The organism is Enterobacter sp. UCD-UG_FMILLET, assembly GCF_000762975.1.
GTDB lineage: Bacteria > Pseudomonadota > Gammaproteobacteria > Enterobacterales > Enterobacteriaceae > Enterobacter > Enterobacter dykesii.
The window spans coordinates 12899-27448 of record NZ_JRJC01000027.1 but is presented as its reverse complement, the minus strand read 5'-3'; the positions used below and the strand labels follow the sequence as shown (position 1 = coordinate 27448).

Annotated in this window: 14 protein-coding genes; 9 read left to right on the top strand and 5 right to left on the bottom strand. The window is 48.6% G+C overall.

From position 1 onward, the window contains the following. Positions 1-45 precede the first annotated feature (45 nt). On the bottom strand, positions 46-1347 hold the full coding sequence (locus LA04_RS12805; RefSeq protein WP_235211334.1) for a polysaccharide biosynthesis protein: 1302 nt from the start codon (positions 1345-1347) through the stop codon (positions 46-48). Between the two features lie 568 nt (positions 1348-1915). Here LA04_RS12805 and LA04_RS23125 point away from each other — a divergent pair. Beyond that, positions 1916-2515 carry a helix-turn-helix domain-containing protein gene (locus LA04_RS23125; RefSeq protein ID WP_052119547.1) on the top strand — a complete coding sequence of 200 codons (600 nt, stop codon included), beginning with the start codon at positions 1916-1918 and terminating at the stop codon, positions 2513-2515. A 142-nt stretch (positions 2516-2657) separates the two neighbouring features. Here LA04_RS23125 and LA04_RS23610 read toward each other — a convergent pair whose 3' ends face one another. The 3 genes from LA04_RS23610 to icd form a co-directional block, all read right to left on the bottom strand. Then, on the bottom strand, positions 2658-3194 hold the full coding sequence (locus tag LA04_RS23610; RefSeq protein ID WP_040017163.1) for a helix-turn-helix transcriptional regulator: 537 nt from the start codon (positions 3192-3194) through the stop codon (positions 2658-2660). Positions 3195-3211: 17 nt separating this feature from the next. After that, on the bottom strand, positions 3212-3694 hold the full coding sequence (locus LA04_RS12795) for an outer membrane beta-barrel protein (protein WP_047651860.1): 483 nt from the start codon (positions 3692-3694) through the stop codon (positions 3212-3214). A gap of 414 nt (positions 3695-4108) precedes the next feature. Then, positions 4109-5359: an NADP-dependent isocitrate dehydrogenase gene (icd, locus tag LA04_RS12790; RefSeq protein ID WP_032657958.1), complete on the bottom strand. Its 1251-nt coding sequence runs from the start codon at positions 5357-5359 to the stop codon at positions 4109-4111. 117 nt (positions 5360-5476) lie between these two features. Between icd and rluE the strand changes: the two genes are divergently transcribed. The 8 genes from rluE (at position 5477) to LA04_RS12750 (ending at position 13284) form a co-directional block, all read left to right on the top strand. After that, positions 5477-6130, top strand: coding sequence for a 23S rRNA pseudouridine(2457) synthase RluE (gene rluE / locus LA04_RS12785; protein WP_023311239.1), 654 nt, complete (start codon positions 5477-5479; stop codon positions 6128-6130). Positions 6131-6139: 9 nt separating this feature from the next. Then, a complete protein-coding gene (locus LA04_RS12780; protein WP_047651859.1) occupies positions 6140-6613 on the top strand; it encodes an NUDIX hydrolase in 474 nt (157 codons plus the stop codon). 40 nt (positions 6614-6653) lie between these two features. Further along, a complete protein-coding gene (gene mnmA, locus LA04_RS12775) occupies positions 6654-7766 on the top strand; it encodes a tRNA 2-thiouridine(34) synthase MnmA (RefSeq protein WP_032657963.1) in 1113 nt (370 codons plus the stop codon). A gap of 26 nt (positions 7767-7792) precedes the next feature. Next, complete coding sequence (hflD, locus tag LA04_RS12770; protein WP_013097081.1) at positions 7793-8422, top strand: high frequency lysogenization protein HflD; 630 nt, start codon at positions 7793-7795, stop codon at positions 8420-8422. A gap of 19 nt (positions 8423-8441) precedes the next feature. Continuing rightward, positions 8442-9812 (top strand): adenylosuccinate lyase, encoded by a 1371-nt coding sequence (gene purB / locus LA04_RS12765; RefSeq protein WP_008500757.1) that lies wholly within the window; start codon positions 8442-8444, stop codon positions 9810-9812. Between the two features lie 123 nt (positions 9813-9935). After that, entirely contained in the window at positions 9936-10607 is a 672-nt protein-coding gene (gene phoP, locus LA04_RS12760) for a two-component system response regulator PhoP (RefSeq protein ID WP_028019015.1), read from the top strand. Next, on the top strand, positions 10608-12071 hold the full coding sequence (phoQ, locus tag LA04_RS12755; protein ID WP_047651857.1) for a two-component system sensor histidine kinase PhoQ: 1464 nt from the start codon (positions 10608-10610) through the stop codon (positions 12069-12071). Positions 12072-12162: 91 nt separating this feature from the next. Beyond that, positions 12163-13284 carry a ribosomal protein uL16 3-hydroxylase gene (locus LA04_RS12750; RefSeq protein ID WP_047651856.1) on the top strand — a complete coding sequence of 374 codons (1122 nt, stop codon included), beginning with the start codon at positions 12163-12165 and terminating at the stop codon, positions 13282-13284. A gap of 42 nt (positions 13285-13326) precedes the next feature. On the opposite strand, the gene pepT is transcribed toward LA04_RS12750, so the two are convergent. Beyond that, the gene (gene pepT, locus LA04_RS12745; RefSeq protein WP_023311179.1) at positions 13327-14550 is read right to left on the bottom strand and encodes a peptidase T; all 1224 of its coding nucleotides are present in this window, start codon (positions 14548-14550) and stop codon (positions 13327-13329) included.

The window sequence follows — 14550 nt, the reverse complement described above, 5'->3', positions numbered from 1 at the left end:
ACGTAAACTTTTATCTTAACCTATTCAGATAAAGATTTCTCTTTGCTAATCTTTATCGAGCGCTTTTATTTTAAATAACTTTTGAACGCACCCGCAAATAACCTTTATTATTTCGATATGCACTGACAATATAAAACCTTGCATGAACAAGTAGTTAAAAATTGTTAGAGAAAAAATTTCAGTGATGATAACCGCTAAGGCAGCACCAATTAACCCGAACCTTAGAGAAAACAAATAAGAAAGCACCAAACTAAAAACCAAAACAAATATAGTTTTATATAGCAAAAATCTATATCCAGAAAACTTAACAATTATTTTTGATGAAGCCATTCCAAGTGTAGATAATAATGTTGCAAAACATAATAAAATGCAAGGCGCTATAGATTCATTATACTCACCCCCATATATGTAGAAAATTATATAGTTTATCAAAAACGTCATCAGCAATATTACTGGAATTGACAGTAAAATGATATTCAAATGCAGTCTTGCACCAAGATTTATTATTTTTGATTTACTTTTCTCTCGAAATATTGCTGGTAAACAAGAGGTTAGCAATGATAGCAAAATGAAATTCCAACTAGTAGCAAGAGTTTGAGAAACTGAATATATGCCGACATCATGATCACCATACAAACATGATATTACAAGTAAATTCAACCTCGGATAGATTGATGCAATAACAGAAGGAATAACGAGAATACTACCCGCATAACTCAGGTGAAAAAATCTTTTTCTTAATACTTTGTATTTTATTGACACTTTACTTTTATACTCCCTCCGGAATATAAATAACTTCAAAAAGTAAGGGGTGGCGCTTATAATTATAAGAGGCAATCCAAAAAAGATAACCGGAGCTTTATATTTAACCATTAATGCTCTGACTACTAAACCGAAAATAAGTCCGGTTACGTTTGCAAGAGCATTCATTCTAGAGTTCAGTAATGACTCATTAAGGCTGGTATATGTATCAATTGTGTAAAAGTAATATGCCAAACATATTGACAGCACTAACACCATACCTGTTAAATCCATTTGCACATTTAAAATCATGATGCAAGCACATGCAAAAAATATAAATACCGCACTCCTCAATATGAATACAGGCAACATTAATTGAATGCCGCCCAGTAAATTTGTGGTTATTCTTTTATAGAAAATACTATCGCTACCAAAAACCGCGGCAACTTGGATAATTTGAAAAATCGCAGTTGCGATTGCTATTTGCCCAATTACTACAGGCCCCAAGTATTTAGCTACTAAAGCGTTTATAAAGAAAAGACCAATTACGCCTATTGATTTTTCTGTAATCATCCAAATGATATTTTTTTGAGTTTTAGTTAACACCTATCCAACCTCTTTTAAATATTTATTTCTCTTCATCATCTTTATATAGTAAATCTATGAATTGCGTTATATCCATGCTATTTTTATTCAATAGCATAACGTAAACAACAGCAACTATCAGTATCAATAAGACAATACATGAAAGTAGAAATAACATATTCAATCCTCTTTCTAACATTAAATTCAAAACCAATATAATTCAAAAAAGAATGAGTAGATTAGTAAAAATATCGCAAAAAAATAGAATTGCAGAAGTGTTTTTAGCAATACTCAAGCATGGAAAACATTAGTATGCACGCTATATATTATAAATAGTTATAATATATATTATTAGCACCCTACCAAACAATCAACTAACACAAAATACACATCCAAACGACTATTGAGAATGATAGATTGATATTTTTTGACGAACCCAGAACTGCCTGCTGGTAATTTAACTAATAGATAAAATATGTATAATTACACAAGAACATATTTAAATTTAAACTTGCCATCCCCTAAAAAGATCATATGATTGCCTAACATCAAACTTTAAGAATGAAAATAATAGCAGAGGCATTAAATCATGTTTGACCATATCTTAGAGATTGTTGAAGCTTCTAACAAATTTATACGCATTTATGCGTCAAATGGACAGCAGATACACAGCACACTCAATAATAAACCACATGTTTACTTTCTCACCGAAGGTAGAGTAGATATTTATAGGAAAACAGACGATATTTTAATTTTCACTGTATATGCACCTCATATTTTAGGGTTATTTTTTATGTTCGAAAAGAATGATTATCATTATTTCAGAGCTTCAACGGATGCAACCTTTACAGCAATTCCAACTATAGAACTGAACTACCTGGCTGATAGTAATGATTTGTGGAAACATTTTTTCTTAATGACTTGTGAAATCGCTTCAAACTTTTTCAAAAGGGATCAAAGATTTTCATCAAAAAATGCCTACGATATTATAAAAAACAACTTAGAAGCTATATGGGAATTACCAGAAAATGAAAGATCTCAAATTTCAGTTTTCAAATTCATTTTATCTAGAAGTACAATATCTCGTAGCTCCTTAAATAAAGTTCTAAAAGACCTCAATGATGGGGGGTATATTAAAATTCACAGAGGAAAACTTTTAAACATTAAAAACCTACCGCTAAAATATTAATCACTTAGGCGGCAGAAAAATCTTTCTCCATAATGGTGTTGTTTCTGATGTAATACTCTTCTTTTCGTTTATGCGATAATTAGCATAAAGACAATAGATTGAGAATGGAATCAATACCATTATCGATACAATAGATATTATATTATACATGCTCATAAACCCCTTCCTTTGTTGCCAGAGCATACATATAAAGTTCATGTCTATTTTTTAAATTTAATTTTTGCAAAATATTACGCCGATGTGTGCTTATTGTCTTTTTTGTTATGTTAAGAATAATTGCAATGTTGTCATCTGTTGTTCCTTCAGAAAACAAAGTGAACAAAAGAGCCTCTTTTGATGATAGTTTTTTAAAATGAAGCATATCATGAAAGTCATTTTGGTCTGTTAAATCATTAAAACACTCAATGTATTTATCCAAGTCGTAATTACATGGTAAAATCAAAGTTTTTTCTGGTCTGTATTTTGAAACTGCATAACAATGTAAAAAGTTATCTGTAATAATAATATCTTGAGTATGATACTTATGATAAAAAATAAGTGTTGGAAGCTTTGTTGTTTGCTCAACGTTATATGTATAAGATTCAAAAACTTTTGAATCTTCAATAAGTTCCCTGATGCCGTGATATAAAAAATAATTGTCAGTAATAACGTATATTCTTAATAATTTTTTAGAGATCATTTTATTCACCTTCAAAATCAAAACAAATATCCTATCCCAATGATGAAAGTATTTATTTCTTTGTTATCAATAATACCCAATTCATATCCTGAATTTAATTGAATGTTGTCTGTTAAATTGTAAAAACAACCAGCACCAAAAGCGGCTCCATAAACCTCATGTGTTTGATTAGGTTGCATTTTTGAACCAGACGCAAGACCAGCAAGCCCATATAATTTTAAATCTTGCGTAATGTTAAATGCTATACCCGGCATAATAGATGCATATTTATTCTTTAAATAAGAATATCCAGATCCGCTGGTGTTCTGTATATAAGTGCCTGATGCGACCAGTGCGAAATTATTCATATCGTGTCTAAACATGATATTCATTCCATGCATATTTTCTGCCCCATTTTTCTTGCCTATGGCATAATTCATAGACATTGAATTACTAGCAGATACAGTCGTGTTAAAAACGCAAATAAAAAGAAACAGCACTGCAAGCTTAATTTTATGCATAAATCCTCCAAAAATTTCTCTTAAATATACAGAGATAAAATTGTGTTACCAGCATATAAATACGCAAGAAAAAGTTATAATCACACAATGAAATGTATATTTTTGTATATTGACTAAGGAAATCAACAGGAACCAGTGATTCCCAGATAAAATAGCAAAAGGATATGAGAACCGACGTTGTATACATTTCTGATAGTTTGGAAACTACAACGCCCGAATACATATTATATGCTTATAGTAACCTGTATGCCGTCTGGTAAATTGTTTTGGAAAATGCGGAAATAATAGGGAAAAACATCTGATTAAGAGAGGATTTTGATAATCTATTTTGATAAATTGTTGATAACCGTTCGAAAACTAATAATAAAAACGGGAACCAATCGGCTCCCGCTCTTGTTTAACCCAGAATCTGGATTACATGTTCGCGATAATCGCGTCGCCAAACTCTGAGCATTTCAGCAGCTTAGCGCCTTCCATCAGACGTTCGAAGTCATAGGTTACGGTTTTCGCGTTGATCGCGCCTTCCATACCTTTAACAATCAGGTCTGCGGCTTCGAACCATTCCATATGACGCAGCATCATCTCTGCGGACAGGATGATAGAGCCTGGGTTCACTTTGTCCTGGCCTGCATATTTAGGTGCAGTACCGTGGGTCGCTTCGAACAGGGCGCACTCGTCACCGATGTTCGCGCCAGGGGCGATACCGATACCGCCAACCTGTGCTGCCAGGGCGTCAGAGATGTAGTCACCGTTCAGGTTCATACAGGCAATCACGTCGTATTCTGCAGGACGCAGCAGGATCTGCTGCAGGAACGCATCGGCGATCACATCTTTAATGATGATTTCTTTGCCGGTGTTCGGGTTCTTAATCTTCTGCCATGGGCCACCGTCGATCAGCTCACCACCGAACTCTTCTTTCGCCAACTGGTAGCCCCAGTCTTTGAACGCGCCTTCGGTGAACTTCATGATGTTGCCTTTGTGAACCAGGGTCACAGAGTCACGGTCGTTGGTGATCGCGTATTCGATGGCCGCACGCACCAGACGTTTAGTACCGTCTTCAGAGCATGGCTTGATGCCGATACCGCAATGCTCAGGGAAGCGAATTTTCTTCACGCCCATCTCTTCGCGCAGGAATTTGATCACTTTCTCTGCGTCAGCAGAGTCCGCTTTCCATTCGATACCCGCGTAGATGTCTTCTGAGTTTTCGCGGAAGATAACCATATCGGTCAGTTCAGGGTGCTTAACCGGGCTTGGGGTGCCCTGATAGTAACGAACCGGACGCAGACACACGTACAGGTCCAGCTCCTGACGCAGTGCCACGTTCAGGGAACGGATACCGCCGCCAACTGGCGTCGTCAGTGGGCCTTTAATAGCAACGCGGTAGTCGCGGATCAGGTCCAGCGTTTCTGCTGGCAGCCAGACGTCCTGGCCATAAACTTGAGTAGATTTCTCACCGGTGTAAATTTCCATCCAGGAAATTTTACGCTCGCCTTTGTAGGCTTTCTCAACAGCGGCATCAACCACTTTCAGCATTGCCGGGGTAACGTCTACACCGATTCCGTCACCTTCGATGAACGGGATAATCGGATTGTGAGGAACGTTAATCTTGCCGTTTTGCAGGGTGATCTTTTTACCTTCCGCCGGAACAACTACTTTGCTTTCCATTAACCTCTCCTTCGAGCGCTTCTGGTTGTTACTGATCTTATGTTAATAAATTGTAATGAGCCCTTCGATAGTACCTGATTGTCCTGCGCCATGAAAGGTCTTCGTTATTAGGCTATAATGCGGCAATTGATAACGCCTGAAAATACCATGAAGAAAACTTCTTTTACAAAACACCGGGTTGAGCGATTCAGCTCGCGACAAGCCGCCAGAAGACCGCAAGAAACCCAGCCGAAGCGGGTTATTTTGTTCAATAAACCCTACGATGTTTTGCCGCAGTTTACCGATGAAGCCGGGCGCAGCACGCTGAAGGACTACATCCCTGTTCAGGGGGTCTACGCAGCCGGGCGCCTGGACCGCGATAGCGAAGGCCTTCTGGTCTTAACCAACGACGGCGCGTTGCAGGCGAAGCTCACGCAGCCGGGCAAACGCACCGGTAAAATTTACTTCGTCCAGGTGGAAGGCGAGCCGGATGACGCGACGCTGGCAGCGCTACGCAGCGGCGTGACGTTGAACGACGGCCCAACCCTGCCCGCAGGTATTGAGCGCGTGAATGAACCGGAGTGGCTTTGGCCGCGCAACCCGCCGATTCGCGAACGCAAATCCATCCCAACAAGCTGGCTAAAAATAACCCTTTATGAAGGCCGCAACCGCCAGGTTCGGCGCATGACCGCGCACGTTGGCTTCCCTACCCTGCGTCTGATTCGCTACGCCATGGGCAGCTACACCCTGGAAACGCTGGCAAACGGCGAATGGCGCGACGTTACCCCTTAAGGAGTCACTATGTTTAAACCTCATGTCACGGTTGCCTGCGTGGTCCACGCCCGGGGTAAATTCCTTGTCGTCGAAGAGAGCATTAACGGCAAAGCGCTGTGGAACCAGCCTGCCGGACACCTTGAAGCCAATGAAACCTTGCTGCAGGCAGCCAAACGCGAGCTGTGGGAAGAGACCGGCATTCACGCTGAGCCTCAGTACTTCATCCGCATGCATCAGTGGATCGCACCCGATCACACCCCGTTCCTGCGCTTTTTATTTGCCGTTGAGCTTAGCGAAACGTGCGCCACTGAGCCGCAGGATGACGATATCGACCGCTGTCTGTGGGTGACCGCCGACGAGATCCTGAACGCGCCAAACCTGCGCTCGCCGCTGGTTGCGGAAAGCATTCGCTGCTGGCAGTCAGGCGCACGCCTGCCGCTGGATGTCATCGGCGCATTTAACTGGCCGTTTACAGAGGGTGTCAATGGTGGGGGGGCGTGATAGAATACGCCGCCTTGAAGTTCAATGTCGTGAGTATTCCATGTCAGATAACAGCCAGAAAAAAGTGATCGTCGGCATGTCCGGCGGTGTCGATTCCTCCGTTTCCGCCTACCTGTTGCAGCAACAGGGCTATAAGGTGGAGGGCCTGTTCATGAAGAACTGGGAGGAAGATGATGGCGAGGAATACTGCACCGCCGCAGCGGATCTCGCCGATGCGCAGGCCGTGTGCGACAAGCTCGGCATTGAACTGCACACCGTTAACTTTGCCGCAGAATACTGGGACAACGTTTTTGAACTGTTCCTGGAAGAGTACAAAGCGGGCCGCACGCCGAACCCGGATATTCTGTGCAACAAAGAGATCAAATTTAAGGCCTTCCTGGAATTCGCTGCGGAAGATCTGGGCGCTGACTACATCGCGACCGGTCACTACGTGCGCCGTGCAGACGTGAATGGCAAAAGCCAGCTGCTGCGCGGTCTGGACGGCAACAAAGATCAAAGCTACTTCCTCTATACGCTGAGCCATGAGCAAATCGCCCAGAGCCTGTTCCCGGTCGGCGAGCTGGAAAAGCCGCAGGTGCGTAAAATCGCCGAAGAGCTGGACCTCATCACCGCGAAGAAAAAAGACTCTACCGGCATCTGCTTCATCGGCGAGCGCAAATTCCGCGATTTCCTGGGACGTTACCTGCCTGCTCAGCCGGGTAAAATTGTCACCGTCGACGGGGAAGAGATTGGCCAGCATCAGGGGCTGATGTACCACACGCTCGGCCAGCGCAAAGGCCTGGGTATTGGCGGGACCAAAGAAGGTAGCGAAGATCCATGGTATGTTGTCGACAAAGACGTCGAAAACAATATTCTGGTTGTTGCCCAGGGCCACGATCATCCGCGTCTGATGTCCGTTGGCCTTATCGCGCAGCAGCTGCACTGGGTCGATCGTGAGCCGCTGAAAGGCACGCTGCGCTGCACGGTGAAAACGCGCTACCGTCAGACCGATATTCCTTGCACCATTACCGCGCTTGATGACGATCGCATTGACGTGCGTTTCGACGAGCCGGTGGCCGCCGTCACCCCGGGTCAGTCTGCTGTCTTCTACAGCGGCGAAATCTGTCTGGGCGGCGGGATCATTGAACAGCGCCTGCCGCTGCCTGCTGTTTAATACGATTCACACATAAAGGAGACCGTGTGGCGAAGAACTACTATGACATCACCCTGGCGCTGGCGGGGATTTGCCAGTCAGCCCGTCTGGTGCAACAGCTGGCGCATCAGGGTCATTGCGACGCAGATGCCCTGCACGTTTCATTGAACAGCGTTATCGATCTCAACCCCGGCTCGACCCTGGGCGTGTTCGGCGGCAGTGAAACCAATCTTCGTCTCGGTCTTGAAACCCTGCTCGGCGTGCTTAACGCCAGCAGCCGTCAGGGATTAAACGCGGAGCTGACCCGCTACACGTTGAGCCTGATGGTGCTGGAGCGTAAGCTGAGCGCCGCAAAAGGCGCGCTCAATACCCTGGGCGATCGTATTGCCGGATTACAGCGTCAGCTCGATCATTTTGACCTGCAGTCGGAAACGCTGCTGAGCGCCATGGCCGGCATTTATGTTGACGTCATCAGCCCGCTCGGGCCGCGTATTCAGGTCACCGGCTCCCCTGCCGTGCTGCAAAGTCCGCAGGTACAGGCAAAAGTGCGCGCGTCCCTGCTGGCAGGGATCCGCGCAGCCGTACTGTGGCACCAGGTGGGCGGTGGCCGCCTGCAGTTAATGTTTTCTCGTAATCGCCTGACCACTCAGGCAAAACAAATTCTTGCTCATTGTTAACCTCCCGGAGTTGCGAATTATGGAATTATCCTCACTGACCGCCGTATCCCCTGTCGATGGACGCTACGGCGATAAAGTCAGCGCGCTGCGCGGGATCTTCAGCGAATATGGTTTGCTGAAGTTCCGTGTTCAGGTTGAAGTACGCTGGCTGCAAAAGCTGGCCGCCCAGGCAGCAATCAAGGAAGTTCCTGCTTTTGACGAAAAGGCAAACGATTACCTTGATAAAATCGTTGCCGAGTTTAGCGAACAAGACGCCGCGCGCATTAAAACCATCGAACGCACCACCAACCACGACGTGAAAGCGGTTGAGTACTTCCTGAAAGAGAAAGTGGAAAGCGTTCCTGCCCTGCACGCCGTGTCTGAATTCATTCACTTCGCCTGTACCTCTGAAGACATCAACAACCTGTCTCATGCGCTGATGCTCTCCACCGCGCGCAAAGAGGTGGTGCTGCCTTACTGGCGTAAAATCATCGACGCGGTAAAAGCGCTGTCCGTGGAATACCGCGACATTCCGCTGCTCTCCCGTACCCACGGCCAGCCAGCCACGCCATCCACGATGGGTAAAGAGATGGCGAACGTCGCGTACCGCATGGAACGCCAGTACCGTCAGCTGGAACAGGTTGAAATTCTTGGCAAAATCAACGGCGCGGTCGGTAACTATAACGCCCACATCGCCGCTTATCCGGAAGTGGACTGGCACCAGTTCAGCGAAGAGTTCGTGACCTCTCTGGGCATTCAGTGGAACCCGTACACCACGCAGATTGAGCCGCACGACTATATCGCCGAACTGTTTGACTGCATCGCGCGCTTTAACACCATCCTGATCGACTTCGATCGTGACGTGTGGGGCTACATCGCCCTGAACCACTTCAAGCAGAAAACCATCGCCGGTGAAATCGGCTCTTCCACCATGCCGCACAAGGTAAACCCAATCGACTTCGAAAACTCCGAAGGCAACCTGGGCCTGGCGAACGCCGTGCTGCAGCATATGGCAAGCAAACTGCCGGTATCCCGCTGGCAGCGCGACCTGACCGACTCCACCGTACTGCGTAACCTGGGCGTGGGCATTGGCTACGCGCTGATCGCGTACCAGTCCACCCTGAAAGGCGTGAGCAAACTGGAAGTGAACCGTGACCGTCTGCTGGACGAGCTGGATCACAACTGGGAAGTGCTGGCGGAGCCAATCCAGACCGTGATGCGTCGTTACGGTATCGAAAAACCGTACGAGAAGCTGAAAGAGCTGACCCGCGGGAAACGCGTTGACGCCGAAGGCATGAAGCAGTTTATCGACGGTCTGGCGCTGCCGGAAGAAGAGAAAACGCGCCTGAAGGCGATGACCCCGGCGAACTACATTGGCCGCGCCATCACCATGGTCGACGAGCTGAAGTAACGCCCTTCTCCCCCTCTTCGCCCGAAAAGGGGGATGCTTTTTCCCGGTTTACTCAATGTTTATCCCCACAACAACATAATCAGCGTTAAACTATTCATACCAATTATTTAGGGAGAAGAGATGATGCGCGTACTGGTTGTTGAGGATAACGCATTGCTACGCCATCACCTGAAGGTTCAGCTTCAGGAGATGGGACATCAGGTGGACGATGCTGAAGATGCGAAAGAAGCCGATTATTATCTCAATGAACATCTGCCGGATATCGCCATTGTCGATTTAGGGTTGCCTGACGAAGATGGTCTGTCGTTAATTCGTCGCTGGCGCAGCCACGATGTCTCTCTACCGGTTCTGGTTCTGACCGCCCGTGAAGGCTGGCAGGATAAGGTTGAAGTGCTCAGCGCGGGTGCCGACGATTACGTCACCAAGCCGTTTCATATTGAAGAGGTGGCGGCGCGCATGCAGGCGCTGTTACGCCGCAACAGCGGGCTGGCTTCACAGGTTATTTCCATTCCGCCATTCCAGGTCGATCTCTCCCGCCGGGAATTAGCGATCAATGATGAAGTGATTAAGCTCACCGCCTTCGAATACACCATCATGGAAACGCTGATCCGCAACAATGGCAAAGTGGTGAGCAAAGATTCCTTAATGCTCCAGCTTTACCCTGATGCTGAACTGCGCGAGAGCCATACCATTGACGTGCTGATGGGACGTTTGCGTAAGAAAATTCAGGCGCAGTATCCGCAGGATGTGATTACCACCGTCCGTGGCCAGGGCTATCTGTTCGAATTACGCTAAATGAGACGGATTTTACGCCACATTCTGCCCCTCTCGCTGCGGGTTCGTTTCTTACTGGCCACGGCTGCCGTCGTGCTGGTGCTGTCGCTCTCCTACGGCATGGTCGCCCTGGTAGGCTACAGCGTCAGCTTTGATAAAACCACCTTTCGGCTGTTACGTGGCGAAAGCAATCTGTTTTATACCCTGGCGAAGTGGGAAAACAATCAAATTACCGTCGAAATGCCGGAAAACCTCAACCAGCAGAGCCCGACGCTAGCCCTGATTTATAACGAAAAGGGGAAATTACTGTGGGCGCAGCGTGATATTCCCTGGCTGGTCAAAAGCATTCGTCCGGAATGGCTCAAAACCAACGGATTTCACGAAATTGAAGCCGATCTCAACACCACCAGCTCGCTGATCCATGAAGATCGCTCCCTGCAGCAAAAGCTGAACGAGATCCGCGCCGACAACGCCGAGACGGAGATGACGCACTCCGTCGCGATCAACCTCTATCCAGCGACGCTGAACATGCCGCAGCTGACCATCGTGGTGATCGACACCATTCCGGTCGAGCTGAAGCGCTCTTATATGGTCTGGAGCTGGTTCATCTACGTTCTGGCTGCGAATCTCCTGCTGGTGATCCCACTGCTGTGGGTGGCGGCGTGGTGGAGCTTGCGCCCCATTGAATCACTGGCGAAAGAGGTTCGTGAGCTGGAAGAACATCATCGCGAGAAGCTGAACCCGGAAACCACCCGTGAGCTCACCAGCCTGGTGCGTAACCTCAACCGCCTGCTGAAAAGTGAACGCGAACGCTACGATAAATACCGTACCACCCTTACCGACCTGACCCACAGCCTGAAAACTCCCCTGGCCGTCATGCAAAGTACCCTGCGTTCAATGCGCAGCTCGAAGCTGAGCGTCGATGATGCCGAGCCGGTGATGCTGGAGCAGATCAGCCGTATTTCCCAGCAAATTGGCTATTACCTGCACCGCGCCAGCATGCGTTCCGGCAGCGCGCTTCTGAGCCGCGAGCTGCACCCGGTAGCCCCGCTTCTGGATAACCTCACGTCCGCCCTCAACAAGGTGTATCAGCGTAAAGGGGTGAACATCAGCCTCGATATCTCGCCAGAGATTAGCTTTGTGGGTGAAAAAAATGACTTCATGGAAGTGATGGGTAATTTGCTGGATAACGCCTGCAAATACTGTCTGGAGTTCGTGGAAGTGTCTGCGCGTCAGACGGAAACCGAACTGCATATTATCGTTGAGGATGATGGCCCGGGGATCCCAAGCAATAAGCGTGACGTGGTGTTCGATCGCGGTCAGCGAGCCGATACGCTACGTCCTGGCCAGGGCGTAGGATTGGCCGTCGCCCGCGAGATTGTCGACCAGTACGACGGGAAAATAGAAACCAGTGAGAGCTTGCTGGGCGGCGCCAGAATGGAGGTTATTTTGGGTCGCCAGCAGCCCACATTGAACGATAGTTAACCCGTTATGTGAAAAATGCGAGGATCTCGCAGCCTGGGGGCTGAGCTTCCGTTATAATCCGAGTCAGTAAGAGCCTGCGGAATAAAAAAATATGGATTATCACTTAACGCTTAACTGGCCCGAGTTTATTGAACGTTACTGGCAAAAACGCCCGGTGGTTCTGAAACGCGGATTCAGCAATTTTGTCGACCCTATCTCGCCTGACGAGCTGGCAGGTCTGGCCATGGAAAACGAAGTCGACAGCCGTCTGGTCAGCCACCAGGACGGGAAATGGCAGGTTAGCCACGGTCCTTTCGAAAGCTACGATCACCTCGGTGAAAACAACTGGTCGCTGCTGGTGCAGGCGGTCAACCACTGGCATGAGCCCACTGCCGCATTAATGCGCCCGTTCCGCGCCCTGCCCGACTGGCGCATGGACGATCTGATGATCTCCTTCTCCGTGCCGGGCGGCGGCGTAGGTCCACATCTTGACCAGTACGACGTGTTCATCATTCAGGGTACGGGCCGCCGCCGCTGGCGCGTGGGCGAAAAAGTGCCAATGAAACAGCACTGCCCGCATCCGGATCTGCTTCAGGTTGACCCGTTTGAAGGGATTATCGACGAAGAGCTGGAACCGGGTGATATTCTCTACATTCCGCCGGGATTCCCTCACGAAGGCTACTCCCTGGAAAACTCACTCAACTACTCCGTGGGGTTCCGCGCGCCAAGCGGCCGCGAGATGATCAGCGGATTTGCCGACTACGTTCTGCAGCGCGAGCTGGGCAGCTATCGTTACAGCGACCCTGGTGTGCCTGCGCGCGAGCATCCGGCCGATATCCTGCCCGCAGAGCTGGATAAGCTGCGCGGCATGATGCTGGATCTGATCAACGAGCCGGAACATTTCAAACAGTGGTTTGGGGAGTTTATCAGCCAGTCTCGTCATGAGCTGGACGTTGCGCCGCCGGAGCCACCTTATCAGGCTGACGAGATTTATGATGCGCTTCAGCAGGGCGACAAGCTGACGCGTCTGGGCGGTTTGCGCGTGCTGCGCATTGGTGAGGAGGTGTTCGTCAACGGCGAGAGGCTGGACTCTCCGCACCGTCCGGCGCTGGAAGCCATTGCCAGCCATCTGGTGCTGACTGCTGACACCTTTGGCGATGCGCTGGAAGATCCTTCCTTCCTCGCGATGCTGGCCGCGCTGGTCAACAGCGGGTACTGGTTCTTTGAGGACTGAGTCGCTCTCATGCCCGGCGGCGCTTCGCCACCGGGCTTTTTCTTAGCGTTTAGCGGTTAACTCCGCTATCCGCACTATCACCTTCACCGCTTTTTCCATCCCTTCCAGCGTCACAAACTCATGCTTACCATGATAGTTATAGCCACCGGTAAACAGGTTCGGGCACGGCAGCCCCATAAACGACAGCTGAGAACCGTCGGTGCCGCCGCGAATCGGCTTCAGCTGCGGTTCAATATCGCAGTCGCGCATCGCCTGCTGGGCGATATCGAGAATATGCGGATGCGCCATCACCTTCTCGCGCATGTTGTAATAGCTGTCTTCAATGATCAGCTCAATATAGCAATCAGGGTGTAACCCTTTACCGACCTTCTTCGCGATCTCCATCATCTTGCGCTTGCGCGCCTCAAAGGCTTTGCGGTCGAAATCGCGGATGATGTAGTGCATCTGCGCGCTATCTACGGTGCCTTTGATGCTGGTCAGGTGATAGAAACCTTCATACCCTTCGGTCTGTTCAGGGCTCTCTTCCGCCGGGACTTCTGCATGAATTCTGGACGCCAGCGACAGCGCGTTTACCATGACGCCTTTCGCCGAGCCGGGATGAACGTTGTTGCCGACAATTTTAATCGTGACGGACGCGGCATTGAAGTTTTCATACTCCAGTTCACCGACGCCACCGCCGTCGACGGTATAGGCCCACTGCGCGTTAAAGGCTTCCACGTCGAAATGCTTCGCGCCCTTGCCGACCTCTTCATCCGGCGTAAAGGCCACGCGGATATCCCCGTGCGGGATATTTTTGCCCTTCAGCACCGCCAGCGCCGTCATGATCTCCGCGATCCCCGCCTTATCATCTGCCCCCAGCAGCGTCTTCCCGTCGGTGGTGATCAGCGTCTGGCCCAGCAGCTGGTGCAGTACCGGGAACATCACCGGCGAGAGCACTTCGTCACCAATGCCCAGCGCAATGTCGCCGCCGCGGTAATTTTCCACAATCTGCGGGTTCACATGTTTGCCGCTAAAATCCGGAGAGGTGTCGACATGAGAGATAAAGCCAATCGCCGGAATGTCACCCTGGACATTCGCCGGCAGCGTTCCCATCACAGTGCCTTTTTCGCTTAACGTGACGTTGACCAGCCCCATGGCGTCAAGCTGCTCTTTAAGCAGGTTTAACAACTTCCACTGGCCTTCGGTGCTCGGCACCTGGCGAACACCCGGCTTAGATTGGGTATCCAGCGAAACGTACTGTAAAAAACGCTCAAGTAATTTATCCAT

Bases quoted from the DNA above. Each gene is read 5' to 3' on its own strand.
- LA04_RS23125 (WP_052119547.1), top strand. From the start codon at position 1,916: ATGTTTGACCATATCTTAGAGATTGTTGAAGCTTCTAACAAATTTATA.
- LA04_RS23610 (WP_040017163.1), bottom strand. From the start codon at position 3,194: ATGATCTCTAAAAAATTATTAAGAATATACGTTATTACTGACAATTAT.
- LA04_RS12795 (WP_047651860.1), bottom strand. From the start codon at position 3,694: ATGCATAAAATTAAGCTTGCAGTGCTGTTTCTTTTTATTTGCGTTTTT.
- icd (WP_032657958.1), bottom strand. From the start codon at position 5,359: ATGGAAAGCAAAGTAGTTGTTCCGGCGGAAGGTAAAAAGATCACCCTG.
- rluE (WP_023311239.1), top strand. From the start codon at position 5,477: ATGCGGCAATTGATAACGCCTGAAAATACCATGAAGAAAACTTCTTTT.
- LA04_RS12780 (WP_047651859.1), top strand. From the start codon at position 6,140: ATGTTTAAACCTCATGTCACGGTTGCCTGCGTGGTCCACGCCCGGGGT.
- mnmA (WP_032657963.1), top strand. From the start codon at position 6,654: ATGTCAGATAACAGCCAGAAAAAAGTGATCGTCGGCATGTCCGGCGGT.
- purB (WP_008500757.1), top strand. From the start codon at position 8,442: ATGGAATTATCCTCACTGACCGCCGTATCCCCTGTCGATGGACGCTAC.
- phoP (WP_028019015.1), top strand. From the start codon at position 9,936: ATGCGCGTACTGGTTGTTGAGGATAACGCATTGCTACGCCATCACCTG.
- phoQ (WP_047651857.1), top strand. From the start codon at position 10,608: ATGAGACGGATTTTACGCCACATTCTGCCCCTCTCGCTGCGGGTTCGT.
- LA04_RS12750 (WP_047651856.1), top strand. From the start codon at position 12,163: ATGGATTATCACTTAACGCTTAACTGGCCCGAGTTTATTGAACGTTAC.
- pepT (WP_023311179.1), bottom strand. From the start codon at position 14,550: ATGGATAAATTACTTGAGCGTTTTTTACAGTACGTTTCGCTGGATACC.